Genomic DNA, 18,866 nt, shown 5'->3' on the forward strand with positions numbered 1-18,866 from the left:
GCGTACGGACACCATGGCCATTGGACGTTGACTGCTGGCCTCAACTTACGAGCGTTCTATGCTATTTGAGCGATTCAAAAACGAAGTGAATGATATTCTGTCCCGCTATCCCGTCAAGCGATCGGCGTTGTTGCCGTTATTGAACTTGGCGCAGCGGGAAGAGGGATTTGTGAGTGAAGAGGCCATGCAGGAGATTGCCAAAATTTTGGGTTTGACTCCGGCACAAGTGTTTGAGACTGTCACGTTTTATACCATGTTCAATCTCAAGCCGATCGGGAAGTTTCATCTACAAGTGTGCAAATCGCTTATGTGTGCGTTAGTCGGATCTGATGATGTGGTGGTATGGATCCAGAAAAAGCTTGGCATTGCACAGGGTCAGACATCGTCAGATAATCTCTTTACCCTCAGTGTGGTGGAGTGCCTTGGGTCCTGTGGTACAGGTCCCATGATGCAAGTGAATGATGACTATTATGAGCAATTATCCGAAGAAAAGGTTGGACGTGTCCTGGACGATTTAAAACGAGACGGAACCTGTTCGCTTAAAACAGGACCCTTCATGTATCCTCAGCCTCTTGCTAAATGACAGAAGTCTTTGCAGGGAAAAATCGTGGATAAGCCATTCATGAGTTATCAATAACTGCCCGTTCACGAAACAGTGTTTTTATGGCTACTTACGAAAAAATCTTATTGAAGAATATGGAGCAACCGGGATACACCGGTTCGTTGTCCGACTATGAAGGGACCGGTGGGTATCAAGCTCTCCGGACCGTGCTCAAGGATATGCAGCCCGATCAGGTGATTGAGGTGGTAAAAAAGTCAGGTCTTCGCGGTCGTGGGGGAGCCGGGTTCCCCACCGGCGTAAAATGGGGGTTTATTCCGAAGAATCATCCTGGTCCTAAATATCTGTGCTGTAACGCCGATGAAAGCGAACCGGGGACATTTAAAGACCGGCAACTTATGGAACGTGATCCGCATCAAATGCTGGAAGGGATGGCCATAACCTGTTTCGCTATTGGCGCACAAACGGCTTACATCTACATTCGGGGAGAGTTTCGTCTCGGCGCGAAAATTCTGGAGCAGGCTCTTCGGGAGGCCTATGCGGCCGGGTATCTGGGTGACAACATTCTCGGGAGCGGGTTGAGGATTAATATTTATGTTCACCTTGGTGCCGGAGCCTATATTTGTGGGGAAGAAACGGCACTTCTCGAATCGTTAGAGGGCAAACGGGGCATGCCTCGCTTTAAGCCGCCGTTTCCTGCAACGCATGGGTTGTATCAAAACCCCACTGTGGTGAATAACGTCGAGACGATGGCGAATATACCTCATATTATCAATCGGGGGGGAGAGTGGTTTGCCTCGATTGGCTCTCCGCCTAAAAGTTGCGGAACACGGGTGTTTTGTTTAAGCGGACATGTGAAGCGGCCTGGTAATTATGAGACGCCCATGGGCATCACCTTCCGTGAATTGATTTATGATTTGGGCGGGGGTATGCGATCGGATAAGCCCCTGAAGGCTTTTATCCCCGGGGGAGCATCGGCTCCATTTCTGACGCCTGATCATTTAGATGTGAAAATGGATTTTGAGTCAGTGGCGTTAGCGGGGTCTATGCTGGGATCCGGCGGTGTCACCGTAATGGAAGAAGGCACGAATATGGTTTGGGCCGCTCTGCGATTGATGGAATTTTTCTACCATGAATCGTGTGGAAAATGTACACCCTGCCGGGAAGGAACCTCCTGGCTGGTTCAGACTCTTCAGCGGATCTGGAACAAACGAGGGCGTCCTGAAGATATTGGAGTTCTTGATGAACTCTGCGGAAATATTCCTGGCCGGACGGTCTGCGCGTTTGGTGATGCGGCCGTATCTCCCATTGTAAGCACGCTGCACCATTGGCGTGGGGAATATGAGGCCCTTATTCGTGAGGCTCAAGAGACGATGCCTCGCAACAAGGAAATTCCAGTTTTCACGCATTGAGTGTAACCAAAATGGCAACAACTCCAACTCCAACTCCAACTCCAACCCCAGACATGATTACGCTGACGATTGATGGAAAACCGGCAACGGTTGCCAAGGGGACGCTGGTCATTGAGGCTGCGCGGCAGGTTGGGGTCATGGTGCCGCACTTTTGCTATCACCCGAAACTGACACCAGACGCTAATTGCCGGATGTGTTTAGTGGAAATTGAAAAAATGCCCCGGTTGCAAACCTCCTGTAGTACGCAAGTGGCGGAGGGCATGGTGGTGAAATCGGCTTCATCTTCGGTGGTGCAGGACGCCCGTAAATCGGTGTTGGATTTTATTTTGGCCAATCACCCGTTGGATTGTCCCGTCTGCGATCAAGGCGGGCGCTGCGATCTTCAGGACTTTTCCCATGAATACACTGCGACGACCAGCGGATTTAAGGAACTCAAACGGGTCTTTCCGAAGGAGTATTTCAGTCCGCTGATTGAAACGCAGATGAACCGGTGTGTCCAATGTTTGCGATGCGTGCGCTATTGTGATCAGGTCATGGATGTGAAAGCCCTGGCGCCTGTGGGACGCGGCACCATGACGGAAATTAAAGCCTTCGGGGCCCATGAACTGGATTGTGAGTTTTGTGGTGGATGTATCCAGATTTGCCCGGTCGGAGCCATTACCAGTCGAGTCTCTATGTATGAATTTCGTCCATGGATGCTAAAGCGGACTGAATCTGTTTGTGGCTATTGTGGAGATGGGTGCCAAATTACCTTTCAAACCAAGAATAATGACTTAATCGAAGTGAATTCCACTCACGGGGCCGGACGAAATAATGGTGACCTCTGTGCCCGAGGCTACTTTGGCTATCATGTCAGCGTTCATCCAGATCGCCTGACTTCACCCCTCATTCGTCAAGGGAATGATTTTCAGTCGGTGCAATGGGAAGAGGCCTTGGAGCTGGTTGGACAGCGATTATTGGAGATCAAAGCCAAGTACGGTCCCGATGCAATTGGCGGATTAATTACGGGACGATGTACCAATGAAGATATTTATGTTTTTCAGAAATTCATGCGCAGCGTGGTCGGGACCAACCGGATTGATAGCAGTGTTCGGTATGGCCATCTGAACGCTGTACATGCCATGCAACGAGTGCAAGGCACTCATCGTTGGACGGTGAGCTTTGACGATATTGTATCGGCAGATACGCTCTTACTTGTCGGAACCAATATTACCGAAACCAATCCGATTACAGGGTTAAAGGTGAAAGAAGCGGTAAAGCGGCGAGGGGCGAAGCTGATCACCATTGAAGCGTTGGAACCGGCTATTGGGACCATTAGCAATATTGTGAATCTGGCCCACCATCATCTGGCCGTCAAACCGACGGCCTATGCCGGAGCAATTTTGGGGTTGCTGAAAGCGGCGATCGATCAGCAAATGGTGGATCCTGAACTTCAGGCCAACGGCCAGTCATATTACGAAGACCTCACCGCCAATCTGCAGGCATTGTCCTGGGATGCCATACAGGCGCAAACCGGGCTGGCTTCGGATACGTTTACGCAAGCCGGCCAGGTGTTTGGTCAGGGGCAGAAGGTGGTTGTTCTTGTCGGGCAAGGAGTCCTCAGGTCTGCGGGTGGATTCGGAATGACCATGAATTTGTTGGACCTGTTATTGGTCACGGGAAAACTCACTAAACCCGGCTGTGGCCTTGCTCCCCTGGCAGAAGAAAATAATGATCAAGGAGCCTTCGAAATGGGGGGAACAGGGTCGGTATTGCCTGGTGGACAATCCCTCGGTGACCCGGATGTGCGGAAACGCTTGGCGCAAGCGTGGGGTCGGCCAATTCCCGATACACCAGGCTCATCACTCCCACAGATGATTGAAGATGCGCAACACGGTAGACTCAAAGCCTTGTTTGTGGTTGGTGAAAATCCCCTGGCCTCCTTGCCTCCGTCCTCGGGCATTCATTCGGCATTGGACAAGCTTGATTTTCTGGTGTGTCAGGAATTGTTTCTCACCGAAACGGCCCAGCAGGCTCATGTCGTTCTGCCGGCCTGTTCCTATGCTGAGAAGGACGGGACATTTACCAACTCGGAAGGCCATAATCAGTCCGTACGAAAAGCCATTGATCTGGTTGGGGAAAGCCGACCGGACTGGGAAGTGTTTTCCGCGCTGTCGGTCATGATGAATGACCCGATGGAATATGGAGACGTCAAGGACATTGGCAAAGAAATACACAATCTCCTCCCTGGTACGCGCACATTAGGGCCTGCTCCCTTGCCCGCTCAACCTGATTCCAAGGCCATCTCCCGATATCTCAAGACCGATTATCAGCGGGATATCGCTACGCGGTATCAATTGCCGACAGAGGATGCGATTGCTGGTGCGGAAGACATGATCTTGCAGGTTTCGCAATCCTTGTTTCATTCCGGGAAATTTTCGCGAAAGGCCAAAGGCCTCATGCAAGTTGAAGCGAACGGCAAACTCAATTTGCATCCGGAAGACGCCGCGCGACGTGGTATTGGTGAAGGGGACATCGTGAAGGTGAGCAATCGTTTGGGTGAGGTGATCACCCCGGTCGGGCTTCGTGAGCGGATCCCGCAGGGAGTCGTGATGTTTCCCGAGCATTTTGATGAGGAGGTCCGCCGTCTCCTGTCGTATCGTGTTGATGCGGAAACGCAGGTGCCCTATTGCAAGGTGACTCGCGTTCGTGTTGAAAAAGTGGTGGGAACATGAGGCGGTTCTCAGCATGTGGGTCGGTATATAGAGGAGAGGAGTGAATCCGGCATGGATACGGGAATTCGATTAGCCCTAACGTTAAGCCAGATTGGCGTGGTGATGGTGGCGGTGCTTTTGACTGTTGCAGCACTCACCCTCCTGGAGCGAAAGGTGTTGGGTTGGATGCAGGATCGGATGGGGCCGATGGAAGTCGGGCCTTATGGCATCTTGCAACCGGTCGCGGACGGCTTAAAGCTTTTTTTTAAAGAAGACATCATCCCTGCCGGAGCGAATAAGTTCATGTTTAGCATGGCCCCGGTGTTATCATTAGTTCCTGCCCTCATCGGATTCGCGGTGATTCCGTTTGGCCCGGATTGGACGGTTGATGTCGGCGGCGTCAACTTTAAACCGTTTGTGATTACCGACATCAACATCGGCGTTCTCTATATCCTGGCGTTTGCTTCAATCGGGGCGTACGGCATTATTTTGGGCGGGTGGTCATCAAACAGTAAGTATTCCCTTCTGGGAGGCCTGCGGTCTGCGGCCCAATTGATTAGTTACGAATTGAATGTGGGGCTTTCAATTGTCGGCGTACTGCTCCTATCAAGCTCCTTGAGTCTCGTGACGATTACCAATGCGCAGGCAGGAGGATTTTGGAACTGGTACTTTTTCGGGGGAGGGGGGTTCCCTCAAGCCGTGGCGTTCATCGTGTTTATTATTTCCGCGGTAGCGGAAACGAATCGAACTCCATTTGATTTGCCGGAAGCGGAAAGTGAGTTGGTCGCCGGATTCTTTACGGAATATAGCGGCATGCGATTCGCCTTCTTCTTTCTGGCCGAATACGGCAATATGATTTTGGTGTCTTGCGTGGCGACTGTCTTGTTTTTTGGTGGTTGGCATCCTCCCTATCCAGGCACTCTTATGGAGTACATCGGGATGGGCCATCTCCTCTGGATTGAGGGCATCATGTGGTTTGTCTTTAAAGTGGCGTTTTTTCTTTTTTTATTCTTTTGGTTGCGCGCGACGTTACCGCGATTACGATATGACCAGCTCATGCGGTTCGGGTGGAAGGTCCTCCTTCCCATCGCGTTGGCTAATATTGTGGTGACGTCGATTGTTGCATTTCTCTTTCCTGGGAGCTAAGAAGGTTGAAGGGTATGAAAATCAAGGAGTGGGTCAAAACGCTTCTATTTTATGAGATTGCGTTAGGGATGAAGGCCACCTTATCCCATCTCCTTCGTTATAAGCCAATCACCGTACAATACCCGCATGAAAAGAAACAGTTACCGTCCAACTATCGCGGCATGCTGGCGTTATTGCGCTACGATGATGGAACGGAAAAATGCGTGGGATGTGATTTATGTGAGGCGGCTTGTCCCTCCCGTGTCATCCGTGTGGTGAGTGCCGAGGTACCGGGAGAACCCACGAAGCGGTATTCCAAGGAATATTACATGGACATGACCCGATGCTTGTTTTGCGGGTTGTGCGTGAAGGCATGTCCGGTTGATGCGTTGGGCATGACTCAAGAATATGAATGGGCGGTCTATGATAAGCGCCAGCTACAATTAAACAAGGAGCAGCTTCTGGCTATTGGCGATCGCAACTTTCCTGTTCGGGAAAAGCGACTCGAATTTCAACATCCCAATGTGGCCTATTTTAACGTCGGGTTTAAAGAGATTCCTCATAAAGAATTGTAGCCGTTATGGCCTGGCGGTGCACTCGGTCCACATGCCGGCCAAAAAATATCGCCAAAAATTTTGAATGAACCGGTGATGGGAACGATAGTTTTTTTCTATTTTGCCAGTGTGATTGTGGTGACGGCGGCTCTCGTCGTGGCCCTGAGGAGTCCGGTGTTTAGTGCTCTGGCGCTCCTGGTCATGTTCTTTCACGTCGCCGGGCTTTTTGTCACGTTGCATGCGGAATTCCTGGCCGTGATTCAAATCCTGGTGTATGCGGGCGCCATTCTGGTGCTCTATCTTTTTGTGGTGATGTTGCTCAATTTGAAGGGTGAAGTACATTTTCACCACCAATTGACCGTAGGCCTCTTTCTGGGATGTATGGTCTTTGCAGAGGCGGTCCTGCTGGTGGTGAAAGGTGAATCCCCATTGGGTGCCAACCTCCCTGATCCGAGAGAACCGACCCATTTGACTCAGGGCAATACGGAATCGATCGGTGAGCTCCTGTATTCCACGTATCTATTTCCATTCGAAATCGCGTCTCTCATTCTCTTAGTGGCGATGGTGGGTGCGGTTATCCTCACCAAAAAGGGGATATTGGAGGCCAAGGGGTAATGGACGTTCCAGTGAGCTACTACCTTGTGCTGAGCGGAATCGTCTTCTCAATCGGGTTGGTAGGAGTACTCATCCGTCGCAATATCATCATTATTTTATTATCCATTGAGTTGATGTTGAATGCCACGAATATTAATTTTGTGGCCTTTTCTTCCTATTTGGGTAATCTTTCCGGACAGGTGTTCGTGTTTTTTGCGCTTACCGTGGCTGCTGCGGAGGTTGCGGTAGGGCTGGCGATTATCATCGCGCTCTATCGGCATTCGTCCAGTACCAACATTGACGACTTCCGGTTGCTGAAATGGTAAGGCGATGCTCTACGCCTTAATTCCTCTCCTCCCACTCCTGGCCTTTGTCATCCTCGGGCTGTTCGGTCATTGGATCAAAGACCGAAGCCATTGGGTGGCCGTGCCTGCCGTCCTGGGATCGTTCCTTCTTTCCATCATGGCGCTTGCCGACGTGGCGGGTGGTCAGGCGCTTCAGATACCTCTCTATACGTGGGCGGATTCGGGAAACCTTCATATTGCCTTAGGGTTATTCATCGATCAGCTTACGGTCGCGATGTTGTTGCTTGTCACCATTGTGAGTTCGTTGGTCCATGTCTATACGATTGGCTACATGCATGGAGAGCCGGGTTACGCTAGGTTTTTTAGCAATATCGCGCTCTTTACCTTTTCTATGTTGATGCTGGTGATGTCCGATAATTTCCTGCAACTTTTTGTTTTTTGGGAAGCCGTGGGTCTTTGCTCCTACCTGTTAATCGGCCATTGGTATGAGCGCGAGTCTGCCAGAGCAGCGGCCACCAAAGCGTTTCTGGTGAATCGAGTCGGGGACTTCGGATTTATGTTGGGTATTCTGCTGATCTTTGTCACCTTCGGCAGTTTGCACTATCAGGAGGTGTTTCCTCAGTTGGATCAAAAGTCTGGAGGCCTGGTAAATCTTCTTGGTTCTGTCGGAGGTCATTGGGAAATATCGGTGATGACCTTGATCTGCCTGTTGTTATTCGTCGGGGCGGTTGGAAAATCTGCTCAAGTGCCTCTGCATGTGTGGTTACCGGATGCGATGGAGGGTCCCACTCCGATATCAGCACTTATTCATGCGGCGACGATGGTGACGGCAGGGGTCTTTATGGTTGCCAGATTTGCTCCGTTGTTTAACCTTTCTCCCGTGGCTATGGATGTAGTGGCAGTGGTGGGTGGAGCCACGATGTTTATTGGCGCGACCATCGCGTTGACGCAAACCGATATCAAACGGGTTGTGGCCTATTCCACGCTCAGTCAACTCGGCTACATGATGATGGCCTGTGGGCTGGGTGGCTATATTGCCGGAATGTATCATCTTCTGACCCATGGAGCATTTAAGGCCTTGTTATTCCTCGGGTGTGGGTCGGTGATTATTGCTCTTCATCATGAACAAGATATGAAACATATGGGTGGACTCAAGGATAAGCTGCCTGTGACGTATTGGACCTTTCTTATTGGGGCTCTGGCGCTGTCCGGTTTTCCTCTCACTGCGGGATATTTCAGTAAAGATGAATTACTCCTGGCTGCCTGGATGTCTAGTGGCCTGGGTAAAGTTCTGGCCGTCTTAGGATTACTGACGGCTCTCATGACAGCTTTTTACAGTTTTCGATTGGTATTTGTGACATTTTGGGGAGAATCACGAGTGGATCCTCACCATGCCAACCATGTGCATGAACCGTCAAAAGCGATGACGATTCCTCTTCTGTTTCTTGCCGTGCTGAGTATCCTCACAGGATATATTGGAATTCCGGAATTTTTGGCTCCCGCATTTCCCGGTGCTGGGAGTGTTGGAGGTCATCACGAAGGATCGGCGGCCTTGGGCATTATGGCGACGGCCACCGCAATGGGCCTGTTAGGGATTGCGGGCGCCTATTGGGTCTATGTCAAATCGCCAGGCTTGCCGGACCGTTTGGCGAATCAGTGGCGATCGCTGTATCAGTTCTCCTTGAATAAATGGTTTGTGGATGAGGCCTATGACCGGACCGTGGTCATACCAACATTGAATTTTGCGGATCGGTTATGGAAACGGGTGGATATTGCGGTGATTGATGGTGCGGTCAATGGAGTGGCGCGAGCCGTGGCCTGGGGAGGATGGGTGACGCGAAGACTTCAAAGCGGACAAGCACAGAATTATGCGCTGGCCATGACTGTCGGCGCGGCGGTTATTTTAGGTGCGATGATCTTTTATTAATATGTATGGCCGAACGTAGGATGGAATACGCGTTATGGTTCAACAGACAACCGTATGGCAGGAGATCTTTCAATCGTGACTGAGATGGTCATTCCAACAGGAGGGATACCCTGGCTCACGATTGTGCTGATTTTCCCGCTGCTCGGAGTGGTCGCGGTCTTGCTCGCTCAGGAGGCACTTTCACGATCTATTGCGTTGACGGTCTCCATTCTGACTTTGCTGGCCTCATTGCCTCTGTGGGTTGCGTTCGACAATGCTCAGGCCGGCATGCAATTTGTGGAAAAGCATCTCTGGATTGATTCTCCCGCCATTCATTATTCACTGGGTGTGGATGGGATCAGCATGCCGCTTGTCCTCTTAACCACCTTGCTCACTCCCCTTTGTATCCTGGTCTCCTGGACGTCGGTTCAAACCAGAATGAAAGAATTCCTGATCAGTCTGTTGGTGATGGAAACGGCGACGATCGGCGTGTTTGCGGCGTTAGATTTTGTGCTGTTTTATGTGTTTTGGGAAGCCATGCTGATTCCCATGTATCTCCTGATTGGCGTCTGGGGTGGGCCGAACCGGGTCTATGCGGCGATTAAGTTTTTCCTGTATACCCTGGCCGGGAGTTTCTTGCTCCTGGTAGCGATTTTGGTGCTGTTTTTTGAAGGTGGACGAACCTTTGATATTTTGGCGTTAACCCACGCGTCCTATGCTCCCGGGTTGCAATCCCTGTTATTCTGGGCCTTTTTTGCGGCCTTTGCGGTGAAAGTCCCTATGTTTCCCTTTCATACGTGGCTCCCGGACGCCCATGTTGAAGCACCCACTGCCGGGAGCATCATCCTCGCCAGTGTCTTGCTTAAAATGGGAACCTATGGGTTTTTACGATTTTCCTTGCCCATGTTGCCTGATGCCTCAGTTGCCTATACTCCCGTCATCATGACCTTGTCGGTCATCGCCATTATTTATGGCGCCTACATGGCGTTAGCGCAATCGGACCTCAAGAAACTTATTGCCTATTCCAGTGTCAGTCACATGGGGTTTGTCACCCTGGGAATTTTTGCGTTAAATGCCCAGGGTATTGAAGGTGCGATCCTTCAGATGATCAACCACGGCATTACGACCGGCGCGCTCTTTATGTGTGTGGGCATCATTTACGAACGGACGCATAGCCGGCAAATTACCGATAACGGCGGGTTGGCGAACGCCATGCCTAAATATGCAACATTTTTTGTGATTTTTGCGTTGTCTTCTGTTGGCCTTCCAGGCATGAACAGTTTTGTCGGAGAGTTTTTAGTTCTGGTTGGCACCTTTGCCTGGAGCAAACTGACAGGAACCCTTGCGGCTTTGGGGATTATTTTGGCTGCCGCCTATATTTTGTATTTGGTGCAACGGATGATCTATGGGCCGGCCTCTCCGCAGATGCTCCCCAAATTAACTGATTTGAATGTCCGTGAATTCGGCCTGCTGGTCCCGTTGGTGGTGTTGGTGTTTTGGATCGGGCTCTATCCGAAACCGTTACTGGATGTGATGCATGCGAGCGTGGCGCGGGTCATCGCGTCTCAATCTACATCAGTCATGGTTCAGGAGGGGGGAGATGGCCGAGGGCACACCCTGGCGATGACGGCCGAGGCATCCGGGCATCGGCTCATCATGAAGGGTGATGTTGCCCCATGACGCTTCCTCTGGCCGATCTCGTTCTCATTCTTCCTGAATTGCTCATTGTGGGCATGGCCTGTCTGATTCTCGTTCTTGATCCCATTACGCCTGCACACAAAAAAGATCTCCTGGCGTGGATGAGTCTTGGCATTCTGGTAGTCAGCAGCGTGGTGACGCTGAGTGGTTTTGGTGAGCGGGTGATGGCCTTCAGTGATTTAGTGGTCGTGGATTCGTATGCGGTATTTTGGAAAATGTTGCTGTATCTGGTGAGCGGCCTGACCATTTTATTGTCAATGGGGTACCTCAAAGAGGAAAAGATCCAACTCGCGGAATACTACGCATTTGTCCTGTTGGCATTGACCGGAATGATGGTGATGGTATCGGGGGCTGATTTGCTCACGATCTATCTGGGAATCGAACTGATGTCGATTACCCTCTATATTATGGCCGGGTTCAAGCGATTTGAGCTGCGGTCAATCGAATCTTCGGCTAAATATTTTGTGTTGGGAGCCTTTTCCTCAGGAATTTTGCTCTATGGGATTTCGATTATTTTCGGTGTCACTGGAAGTACGCGGCTGGTGGAAATCGCAGCGGTGGTTAATGGGCGCGGGATCGATGACCCGTTGGTCTTCATTTCGCTCATGCTGCTGATCGTGGGATTTGGATTTAAAGTTGCGGCAGTGCCCTTCCATATGTGGACGCCCGATGTGTATGAAGGGGCCCCGACGTCTGTGACGGCGTTTATGGCGGTGGCTTCCAAGGCGGCCAGCTTTGCTGCGTTCCTTCGTGTTCTTCTGGAAGCCTTCGGTGGAATCAAACCGGATTGGAATCTGTTGATCCTGGTTATCTGTATTATCACGGTGGCCCTTGGCAATCTTGTGGCCATTGTTCAGACCAACGTGAAACGGATGCTGGCTTATTCCAGCATTGCCCATGCGGGTTATGCATTGATTGGTGTCGTGGTCGCCGGGTGGGCCGGGATAGAAGGGGCGGTGTCGTCTCAGGGCGTCTCGAGCCTGATGCTCTATCTGGCCATTTATTCGTTTATGACGATAGGCGCATTTTCCATGGTGGCCGTTTTACGGAAGGGTGGCCTGGAAGGCGAGGAAATAGAAGATTTTACCGGATTAGCCAAGCGACATAAGGGTGGCGCGTTTCTCATGTTGGTGTTTATGGTGTCGTTGGCGGGAATTCCTCCCACCGCCGGGTTCATTGGGAAATTGTATCTTTTCATGGCGGCGGTTAATGCCGGATTGGCATGGCTGGCGATCATTGGATTGATCTTTGCCGCCATTTCAGCTTTTTTCTATTTGCGCATTGTCATGGTGATGTATATGCGTGAGCCATCTTCCGAACAGGAATTGCATACCCGATTGATTCTTTCTCCCCAGGTATCGTTTGTGTTGGCTTGCGCCGTTGCCGGTGTGGTTTTACTCGGGATCTTTCCAGGTCCGCTGGTTTCGGTTGCAGACCTTTCCTCTCTCTCCCTGAAATAACTCTCGGTTGTGTGATTCAACTCCTGTCTTTCAGTTTGTCGTCGGGCTGACAAGATTAGTCCGTTTGCCCGAAACCTAATACGACCACTCCGATCATCATCAACACTGCACCAATCAACCGCTCCCCTGCGTATTTTTCCTTCAAAAACATCCATCCCCACATAACGGCGAAGAGAATACTCGATCGCTTTATGGCGATGACGGAAGGAACCGGTCCCAGACTGAGAGCGGTATTGTGGACGAGGAGGCCTATGGTCTGAAAGAGGCCGACGAGCAACAGGGTGCCGAGAGTGGTCCGGCGAGGAGCGGCAATATTCTTTCCCGGCAGGAATCGTAGCAAGAACAGAAATCCGATCGTCATCACGCTGGAAATGGAGAGGCTCCAAAAGAGAGGAGAGGAATTCTGCACGCCGATTTTGTCAAAATTCGACGTGAGGCTATATATGAACGCCACGGACAGCATTCGCCTTGGACCCGGTTCCCGGAAGATCGCGAACAATGGCGCAAGAAGACCATGGTGTATTGATTGGATGTGGAGGACATACGCTCCCCCCACAATACAGAAGATGCCCACGATATCCTGTGTCGTCGGGATATCCCCGACCAGGAAAGGTGAGGTGATCAATAAAAAAAGAGGAGTAAATGAAACGAAGGGAATGGCCAGGGACAGATCGGAACTTTGTAAGGCTCTCATGAATTGGAACAGGGCCAAAACATTCAATGTTCCTCCAATGAGCAGTGCCCACCCATACCCGGGGCCCAGCAAAGGGACTGAATCCGTGAACAGGACAATGCTCAGAAGTATGGGAATGGGAGTCGCACCAGCGGCTAAAGCCGCCAGTTGAGGGGAGACGGATCGCAGTCCCTGCTTACTCAGGAGGTCTTTCAGGGATTCGCTGAGTGCCGCCAACAGAGCAAAATACATCCAGCTCATGTAGGGATCCCCAATTCAGAAGATTTCGAGGTGAAATAATTGATCACAAATATGGTTGAAATGCAGGTTGCTAGGAACGCGTGTCCAGGATCTTACAATGAATACCTGCATGCCACCAGTGGATTCATCTGATGTTCCCGGGACGATGCGGAAACGAATAGGAAAGGGTCCGTCGTCAGGGTCTTACGGCGAGGACTTAGGAAGCCAGGAGGTTAGGACAGTGCTGGAAGACTTCCTGAAGAGCCGCATACAGTTGGCCGGATGCGGTAAACATGGGGCTTTGGAGTGGTTGTGAGGGAAGAGAACAAGTGGCTCCACGTGACAGTAGATAGTGGGTCAGATTCCGTTGGCCGGAAAGAGCGGCAGAATGGAGGGGCGTGATGCCAATGGCATTAGTGGCATCGATCGGCGCGCCGGAATCCAGAAGTAGGCGAGTCATGTCGGCATCTCCGGTTTGTGCGGCGATGTGCAGTGCCGTCCAGCCTTCTTGAAATGAGGATTGAACGGTTGCGCCGCGAGCTAACAGAAAAGACGCCATCCGGTGGTGATGCTCTTGCACGGCAATGTGGAGGGGCGTGATGTTTCCTTTAAAGCCATCTATGGGCGCACCGTGCTGGAGGAGGAGATCGGCGATATCCACATGTCCTCCCTTCGCGGCGAAATGGAGAGGCGTCCATTCGGACTGATAAATCGCCTCAGGGTCTGCTCCTTTTTGTAACAGGAGACGAGTAATCGTAAATTGCCCGGATCTTGCGGAAAAATGGAGAGGCGTCGCCCCTTGTGGGGTGCGCTGATTGACATCGGATCCTTGAACGACCAGCTTCTGAACCAGGGGTAAATTGCGATTTTGGATGGCTTGAAGAAGATCGGGTTCCTGGGAAAAAGAAAAGGTGTTCCACTCTGACGCCAATGCATAGGACAGAAGAATGCCAATACATACCATCACATATTTGACTATGGTGAATTCACGTGATTGCGACATGAGAGAACGGTTTCTTTGCTTGAAAGATGAATGGAAACGGCATCAGGAGTCGCCCAATGAGCATTAAGATGTAGCGAACGTCAAAGCGGTGGCCTACACCATTCCCCATTTGAAGGGGTGCGTTCCCCGCGCTCTTTTTGTGGTGCTTGTGGGTTGCGTGGGGAATCTATGCTGCAAAAAATTACAAGTGATTTTTGGAAATTCTGGAAGAGCTGAGTAGGTCAGGCCCGGTATTCACGAATGGGTAGGGGTACGGACAACGCTGTCAATTCTTCACGAACTCAAAAAAAAAGGGATTTACGGAAGTGGGGAAGAGAGGAGCTATGGATTATGGGGATACGGCGGGTGAGACAGGAGCGCGGGAACTATGGGGCTGCGCTGGTTAAAGCCGGGTTCTTTGTCGGCTGTTCTGAGTCATTATGGTCTGATTCCATCTGGAGACACGGGAACTGGTCGGCTTGGTGTATCAGTCCCTTCAAAACCTTGTGCCAATGTGTTGCCGTATCTAAGGATTTTTCAAAGAGAATGCCCCCTTCCTTGGTTTCCATATTGAGGAAATTGACAGCATGGAACGGTTCGTCTTCATCATGGATCCACACCATGAGGTCGATTCGCTGGTTATCTTTTTGGGAAGAGGAGGTCTGCCAACTCTTGATCAGTCTTTCCGCGTTTGGGTGCATGAGTTCTTGAAATGAGATAAGGGACTTCGGGGCAGTTCGTAACGTTTCGTTAAGGACTGCTCCATTTTTTACCAGAAACGAACCGACCAGGTTTGAAATATGAAGTAATCGTGGTGGGACCGTCGGAGTCTGTAACAGGCAAATATTGAGATTGTGTTCGTTGACAGCAATACCTCCATGCCCATCGGTGCTCATGAACATTTGTGAGGGAACGAAGCTTGTGCCCTGGATTCGGGTTTCTTCTTTTTTGTTTTTCGTTTTAGGACTCAGGCTTAATGTGAGCATAATGGCCCCGAGTGCAAGGTATACCACCAACACTATGAACATCAGGACGAAATCCATCGATGAATCCTTTTGACTGGGAGAGTTCTTACAGTGTTGTTAATAGATCGAAACGGGATATGACTCGTGAGTATTGTGAAATTTTGCTTGTCACCCTTAAGCCGTAGGTGGCTTTCGCTAGCCAGAATAAGGGAGAACATGCAGCAATCCCCTGGTACTCATGGCTCTCCCTTTCGCGTACCCTGTGATGAGAAAATGTTGTTATCGCAACCAAAAAGTCAGAGGGGGTGTCCAAAATATTGGTACTGCCATTATTTCGAACCGGCTTTCAATATATTATTTCGGCAGAATCGGAAATTGGCTTTATGGGTGTATGAAGAAATATGTTGTGGATAAAAATCAGCCTCTTCTTGATAAGAGGTTTATAAGAAAATAGGGGGTGCTGAAACATCAAAACTTCAAGATTCGCAAAGGAAGATGTCGCTGGTGTGGAATAGGGGAACGAGCCGGTATAGGGTGCTGGTCCTTAGGGTATGATCTTCAGGATTCGTTGAAGTTCCTCAGGTCATTTGCTAAGCTGACCTTCATTTTTTTACCCATCAATAGAGACACGTGGCAGGAGAACACATGGCAAAATTGGCAAAGGCGCTGATCAGCGTATCCGATAAAACCGGTCTAGAGAAAATGGCCAAGGGGTTGGCGGCACTTGATGCGGATATTTTGTCGACAGGTGGAACTGCCAAGATGCTCCGGGACGCCGGGGTTGCCGTGACCGAGGTGGCAGATTACACCGGGTTTCCTGAAATCTTGAACGGACGGGTGAAAACGTTACATCCGAAGATTCATGGCGGGTTATTAGGGCGGCGTTCGGTGGATGCGCATGTACGGCAAATGGAAGATCAAGGGATTGAGCCCATTGATGTCGTGATCGTCAATCTTTACCCATTTGAAGCGACCATTGCGAAGCCTGGCTGTACGTTTGAAGAAGCCATTGAAAACATTGATATCGGGGGACCGTCCATGCTCCGGTCGGCGGCCAAGAACCATGAAGATGTCCTGGTGGTAGTCGATCCTCAGGATTATGAGCGGGTCCTGGAAGCCTTGCAGTCGGGAACGGTCTCTTTAGGCTTGCGACGCGAGTTAGCCAAAAAAGTTTTTGACCATACCGCCAGGTATGACAGCCTGATCGCCAATTATCTCACCACCAAGTTAGCCGATACCTCAGAGCAAAAATTCCCCTCGTTGTTGTGTCTGTCGTATGAAAAGGTCGAAGATCTGCGGTATGGAGAGAATCCGCATCAGGCTGGTGCGGTGTACCGGGACCGGCAGACCAAAGAAGCCTCGCTTTGCCAGGCCAAACAACTTCATGGCAAGGCCATGTCTTATAATAATTACTTAGATGCGAATGCGGCGTTGGAACTTGTGAAGGAGTTTGATGAAACGGCGGTCGTCATCGTCAAACACAATAATCCCTGCGGGGTCGCTATCGGGGATATGCCGGTGGAGGCCTATGTCCGGGCGCGAGAAACGGATCCGGTTTCGGCTTTTGGCGGGGTTATTGCCTGTAATCGAAACGTCGATCTGGCCATGGCCAAAGAAATCACCTCGACATTTGTGGAGGTATTGATTGCGCCGGCATTTTCGGAAGAGGCTCTGGCTGAACTTCAACGAAAAAAAGATTTGAGGCTATTAGCGGTGGGTGCGTTGGAAAGTGCTCAACGGGATGCCTTGGACATGAAAAAAATTGTGGGCGGGATCTTAGTGCAGGACCGGGATCTTGGGTCGTTGCGTGAGATGGGTGAATTATCCATGCCAAGTGAACGACAGCCGACCGACTACGAGTATCAAGCCTGCGATTTTGCCTGGAAAGTCTGCAAGCACGTCAAGTCCAATGCCATTGTTTTTGCCACGCAGACCCAAACCGTCGGCATTGGCGCCGGCCAAATGAGCCGGGTTGATTCGGTGAAACTGGCTCAAATGAAAGCGAATCTTCCCATCAAAGGGTGCGTGATGGCTTCCGATGCCTTTTTCCCGTTTCGTGATGGCATTGATGCCGCCGCAGGCGCAGGGATTACCGCCGTGATTCAGCCAGGAGGGTCTATTCGGGATAAGGAGATCATCCAAGCCGTTGATGAGCATAAGATGGCCATGATTATGACGGGCATGCGCCACTTCCGTCATTAACAGATCCAACCTCGACATTTTTCACTATCTTCTGTAGTTCATTTGTTCTGACTTGACAGGTTTTATTCTGTTGTTTCGTCTCTTTTCGGCTTTCTGGATTCGTGAGGAAAATGTGTGGAAGCGATTATCAGGGCATAGCGTAGGTGAAAGTAAGAAGATTGGGGCAATGTTCCTGACCTCCGTATGTTGAAGGGATGACGTGAGGCACAAATTTTTCCGGTGAACATTTTAATCATAGGCAACGGTGGCCGCGAGCATGCCCTGGCATGGAAGCTTGCCCAATCCCCACGTGTGGGGAAACTTTTTTGTGCCCCGGGCAATGCGGGGATCGCCCAGGTAGCCGAATGTGTGTCACTTCAGGTCGATGACATTGAAGGGCTTAAGCACTTTGCCCAAACCCACGAGATCAACCTCACGGTGGTCGGACCCGAGCTGCCGCTCTCCCTCGGCATCGCCGACGAATTCCGAAAATCGCACTTGAGGATTTTTGGCCCCACTCGCAATGCGGCTCTTATTGAATCCAGCAAATCGTTTGCCAAAGAACTCATGGTGCGGGAAAACATTCCCACCCCTTCTTCCCGCACATTTGACCAGCTGGAGCCGGCTTTACTCTGGCTTGAATCCTGCCCCCTCCCGATCGTGGTGAAAGCCGATGGACTGGCGCAAGGGAAGGGGGTCATCATCTGTGCGACCAGGGCGGATGCCCGTGAAGCGGTTCGCAGCATGCTGGAGGAGCAGCGTTTTGGAGTCGCCGGCGCCCGGGTGGTGCTGGAAGAATTTCTTGAGGGAGAAGAACTCACTGTCATGGCCTTTGCCGATGGCCGAACGGTCATCCCTATGATCCCCGCCCAGGATCATAAGCGAATCGGTGAAGGGGACACGGGTCTGAATACTGGAGGGATGGGGGCCTATGCGCCGGCTCCATTGGGAACACCGGAACTCCGTCAGCGTATTCTTGATGAAGTGCTGTCTCCGGCGGTGACCGGGTTGTCCCGGGTGGGGAGTCCGTTTTACGGCGTGTTATATGCGGGGATTATGGTGAAGGATGGCAAACCCTATGTATTGGAATTTAACTCCCGCTTTGGCGATCCCGAAACTCAAGTGGTCCTGCCACTCTTAAAAACAGATTTATTAGACGTGCTTGAAGCCGTGGTCGAACATCGTTTGGACCAACTGCATGTTGAGTGGCACAATCAGGCAGCGGTGTGCGTGGTGTTGACCTCCGGCGGATATCCCGGGTCCTACCAAACGGGATTGCCGATTACCGGCCTCCCGGAAAAAGAGTCGAAGTCGGTCATGGTGTTCCACGCCGGGACCTCCTATGTTAATGAAAAGATTGTCACGAATGGCGGGAGAGTCTTAGGCGTGACCGGGATTGATTCAACCCTGGCCGGTGCCAGAAATCATGCTCATCAGGCACTCGCTCCGATTAAATTTGAAGGCCGGTATTTCCGTTCAGACATTGGCCACCGCGTGCTGCAGGTTTCATCCTGATTCA

General features: G+C 51.0%; 15 protein-coding genes. 12 read left to right on the plus strand and 3 right to left on the minus strand.

Translation table 11 applies throughout. From position 1 onward, the window contains the following. The first annotated feature begins 58 nt into the window (after positions 1-58). The 10 genes from PQG83_RS19935 (at position 59) to PQG83_RS19980 (ending at position 12,306) form a co-directional block, all read left to right on the plus strand. Complete coding sequence (locus PQG83_RS19935) at positions 59-583, plus strand: complex I 24 kDa subunit family protein (RefSeq protein ID WP_312744832.1); 525 nt, start codon at positions 59-61, stop codon at positions 581-583. A gap of 80 nt (positions 584-663) precedes the next feature. Then, complete coding sequence (gene nuoF / locus PQG83_RS19940; protein ID WP_312744835.1) at positions 664-1,971, plus strand: NADH-quinone oxidoreductase subunit NuoF; 1,308 nt, start codon at positions 664-666, stop codon at positions 1,969-1,971. Between the two features lie 11 nt (positions 1,972-1,982). Beyond that, positions 1,983-4,685 carry an NADH-quinone oxidoreductase subunit NuoG gene (nuoG, locus tag PQG83_RS19945; RefSeq protein ID WP_312744836.1) on the plus strand — a complete coding sequence of 901 codons (2,703 nt, stop codon included), beginning with the start codon at positions 1,983-1,985 and terminating at the stop codon, positions 4,683-4,685. A gap of 51 nt (positions 4,686-4,736) precedes the next feature. Further along, positions 4,737-5,810, plus strand: a complete 1,074-nt coding sequence (gene nuoH / locus PQG83_RS19950) for an NADH-quinone oxidoreductase subunit NuoH (protein ID WP_312744838.1) — start codon at positions 4,737-4,739, stop codon at positions 5,808-5,810. A gap of 14 nt (positions 5,811-5,824) precedes the next feature. After that, positions 5,825-6,364 (plus strand): NADH-quinone oxidoreductase subunit NuoI, encoded by a 540-nt coding sequence (nuoI, locus tag PQG83_RS19955; protein WP_312744840.1) that lies wholly within the window; start codon positions 5,825-5,827, stop codon positions 6,362-6,364. Positions 6,365-6,439: 75 nt separating this feature from the next. Further along, on the plus strand, positions 6,440-6,958 hold the full coding sequence (locus PQG83_RS19960) for an NADH-quinone oxidoreductase subunit J (protein ID WP_312744843.1): 519 nt from the start codon (positions 6,440-6,442) through the stop codon (positions 6,956-6,958). After that, complete coding sequence (nuoK, locus tag PQG83_RS19965) at positions 6,958-7,263, plus strand: NADH-quinone oxidoreductase subunit NuoK (RefSeq protein WP_312744846.1); 306 nt, start codon at positions 6,958-6,960, stop codon at positions 7,261-7,263. Before PQG83_RS19960 ends, nuoK begins: the two co-directional genes overlap by 1 nt. A gap of 4 nt (positions 7,264-7,267) precedes the next feature. Then, the gene (gene nuoL, locus PQG83_RS19970; RefSeq protein WP_312744849.1) at positions 7,268-9,169 is read left to right on the plus strand and encodes an NADH-quinone oxidoreductase subunit L; all 1,902 of its coding nucleotides are present in this window, start codon (positions 7,268-7,270) and stop codon (positions 9,167-9,169) included. A gap of 84 nt (positions 9,170-9,253) precedes the next feature. Further along, a complete protein-coding gene (locus PQG83_RS19975) occupies positions 9,254-10,828 on the plus strand; it encodes an NADH-quinone oxidoreductase subunit M (protein WP_312749155.1) in 1,575 nt (524 codons plus the stop codon). Continuing rightward, on the plus strand, positions 10,825-12,306 hold the full coding sequence (locus PQG83_RS19980) for an NADH-quinone oxidoreductase subunit N (RefSeq protein WP_312744852.1): 1,482 nt from the start codon (positions 10,825-10,827) through the stop codon (positions 12,304-12,306). Before PQG83_RS19975 ends, PQG83_RS19980 begins: the two co-directional genes overlap by 4 nt. A 55-nt stretch (positions 12,307-12,361) precedes the next feature. On the opposite strand, the gene PQG83_RS19985 is transcribed toward PQG83_RS19980, so the two are convergent. The 3 genes from PQG83_RS19985 to PQG83_RS19995 all read right to left on the minus strand — a co-directional run bounded on the left by PQG83_RS19985 (position 12,362) and on the right by PQG83_RS19995 (position 15,244). Then, positions 12,362-13,240 carry an EamA family transporter gene (locus PQG83_RS19985; RefSeq protein WP_312744855.1) on the minus strand — a complete coding sequence of 293 codons (879 nt, stop codon included), beginning with the start codon at positions 13,238-13,240 and terminating at the stop codon, positions 12,362-12,364. 196 nt (positions 13,241-13,436) lie between these two features. Beyond that, the gene (locus tag PQG83_RS19990) at positions 13,437-14,222 is read right to left on the minus strand and encodes an ankyrin repeat domain-containing protein (RefSeq protein WP_312744858.1); all 786 of its coding nucleotides are present in this window, start codon (positions 14,220-14,222) and stop codon (positions 13,437-13,439) included. Between the two features lie 365 nt (positions 14,223-14,587). After that, positions 14,588-15,244 carry a hypothetical protein gene (locus tag PQG83_RS19995; RefSeq protein ID WP_312744862.1) on the minus strand — a complete coding sequence of 219 codons (657 nt, stop codon included), beginning with the start codon at positions 15,242-15,244 and terminating at the stop codon, positions 14,588-14,590. Between the two features lie 567 nt (positions 15,245-15,811). On the opposite strand from PQG83_RS19995, the gene purH reads away from it, so the two are divergent. Beyond that, positions 15,812-17,368 carry a bifunctional phosphoribosylaminoimidazolecarboxamide formyltransferase/IMP cyclohydrolase gene (gene purH, locus PQG83_RS20000; RefSeq protein WP_312744865.1) on the plus strand — a complete coding sequence of 519 codons (1,557 nt, stop codon included), beginning with the start codon at positions 15,812-15,814 and terminating at the stop codon, positions 17,366-17,368. A 219-nt stretch (positions 17,369-17,587) separates the two neighbouring features. Further along, the gene (purD, locus tag PQG83_RS20005) at positions 17,588-18,862 is read left to right on the plus strand and encodes a phosphoribosylamine--glycine ligase (RefSeq protein WP_312744868.1); all 1,275 of its coding nucleotides are present in this window, start codon (positions 17,588-17,590) and stop codon (positions 18,860-18,862) included. Positions 18,863-18,866: the final 4 nt, after the last annotated feature.

It is taken from the genome of Candidatus Nitrospira neomarina, from assembly GCF_032051675.1.
GTDB lineage: Bacteria > Nitrospirota > Nitrospiria > Nitrospirales > UBA8639 > Nitrospira_E > Nitrospira_E neomarina.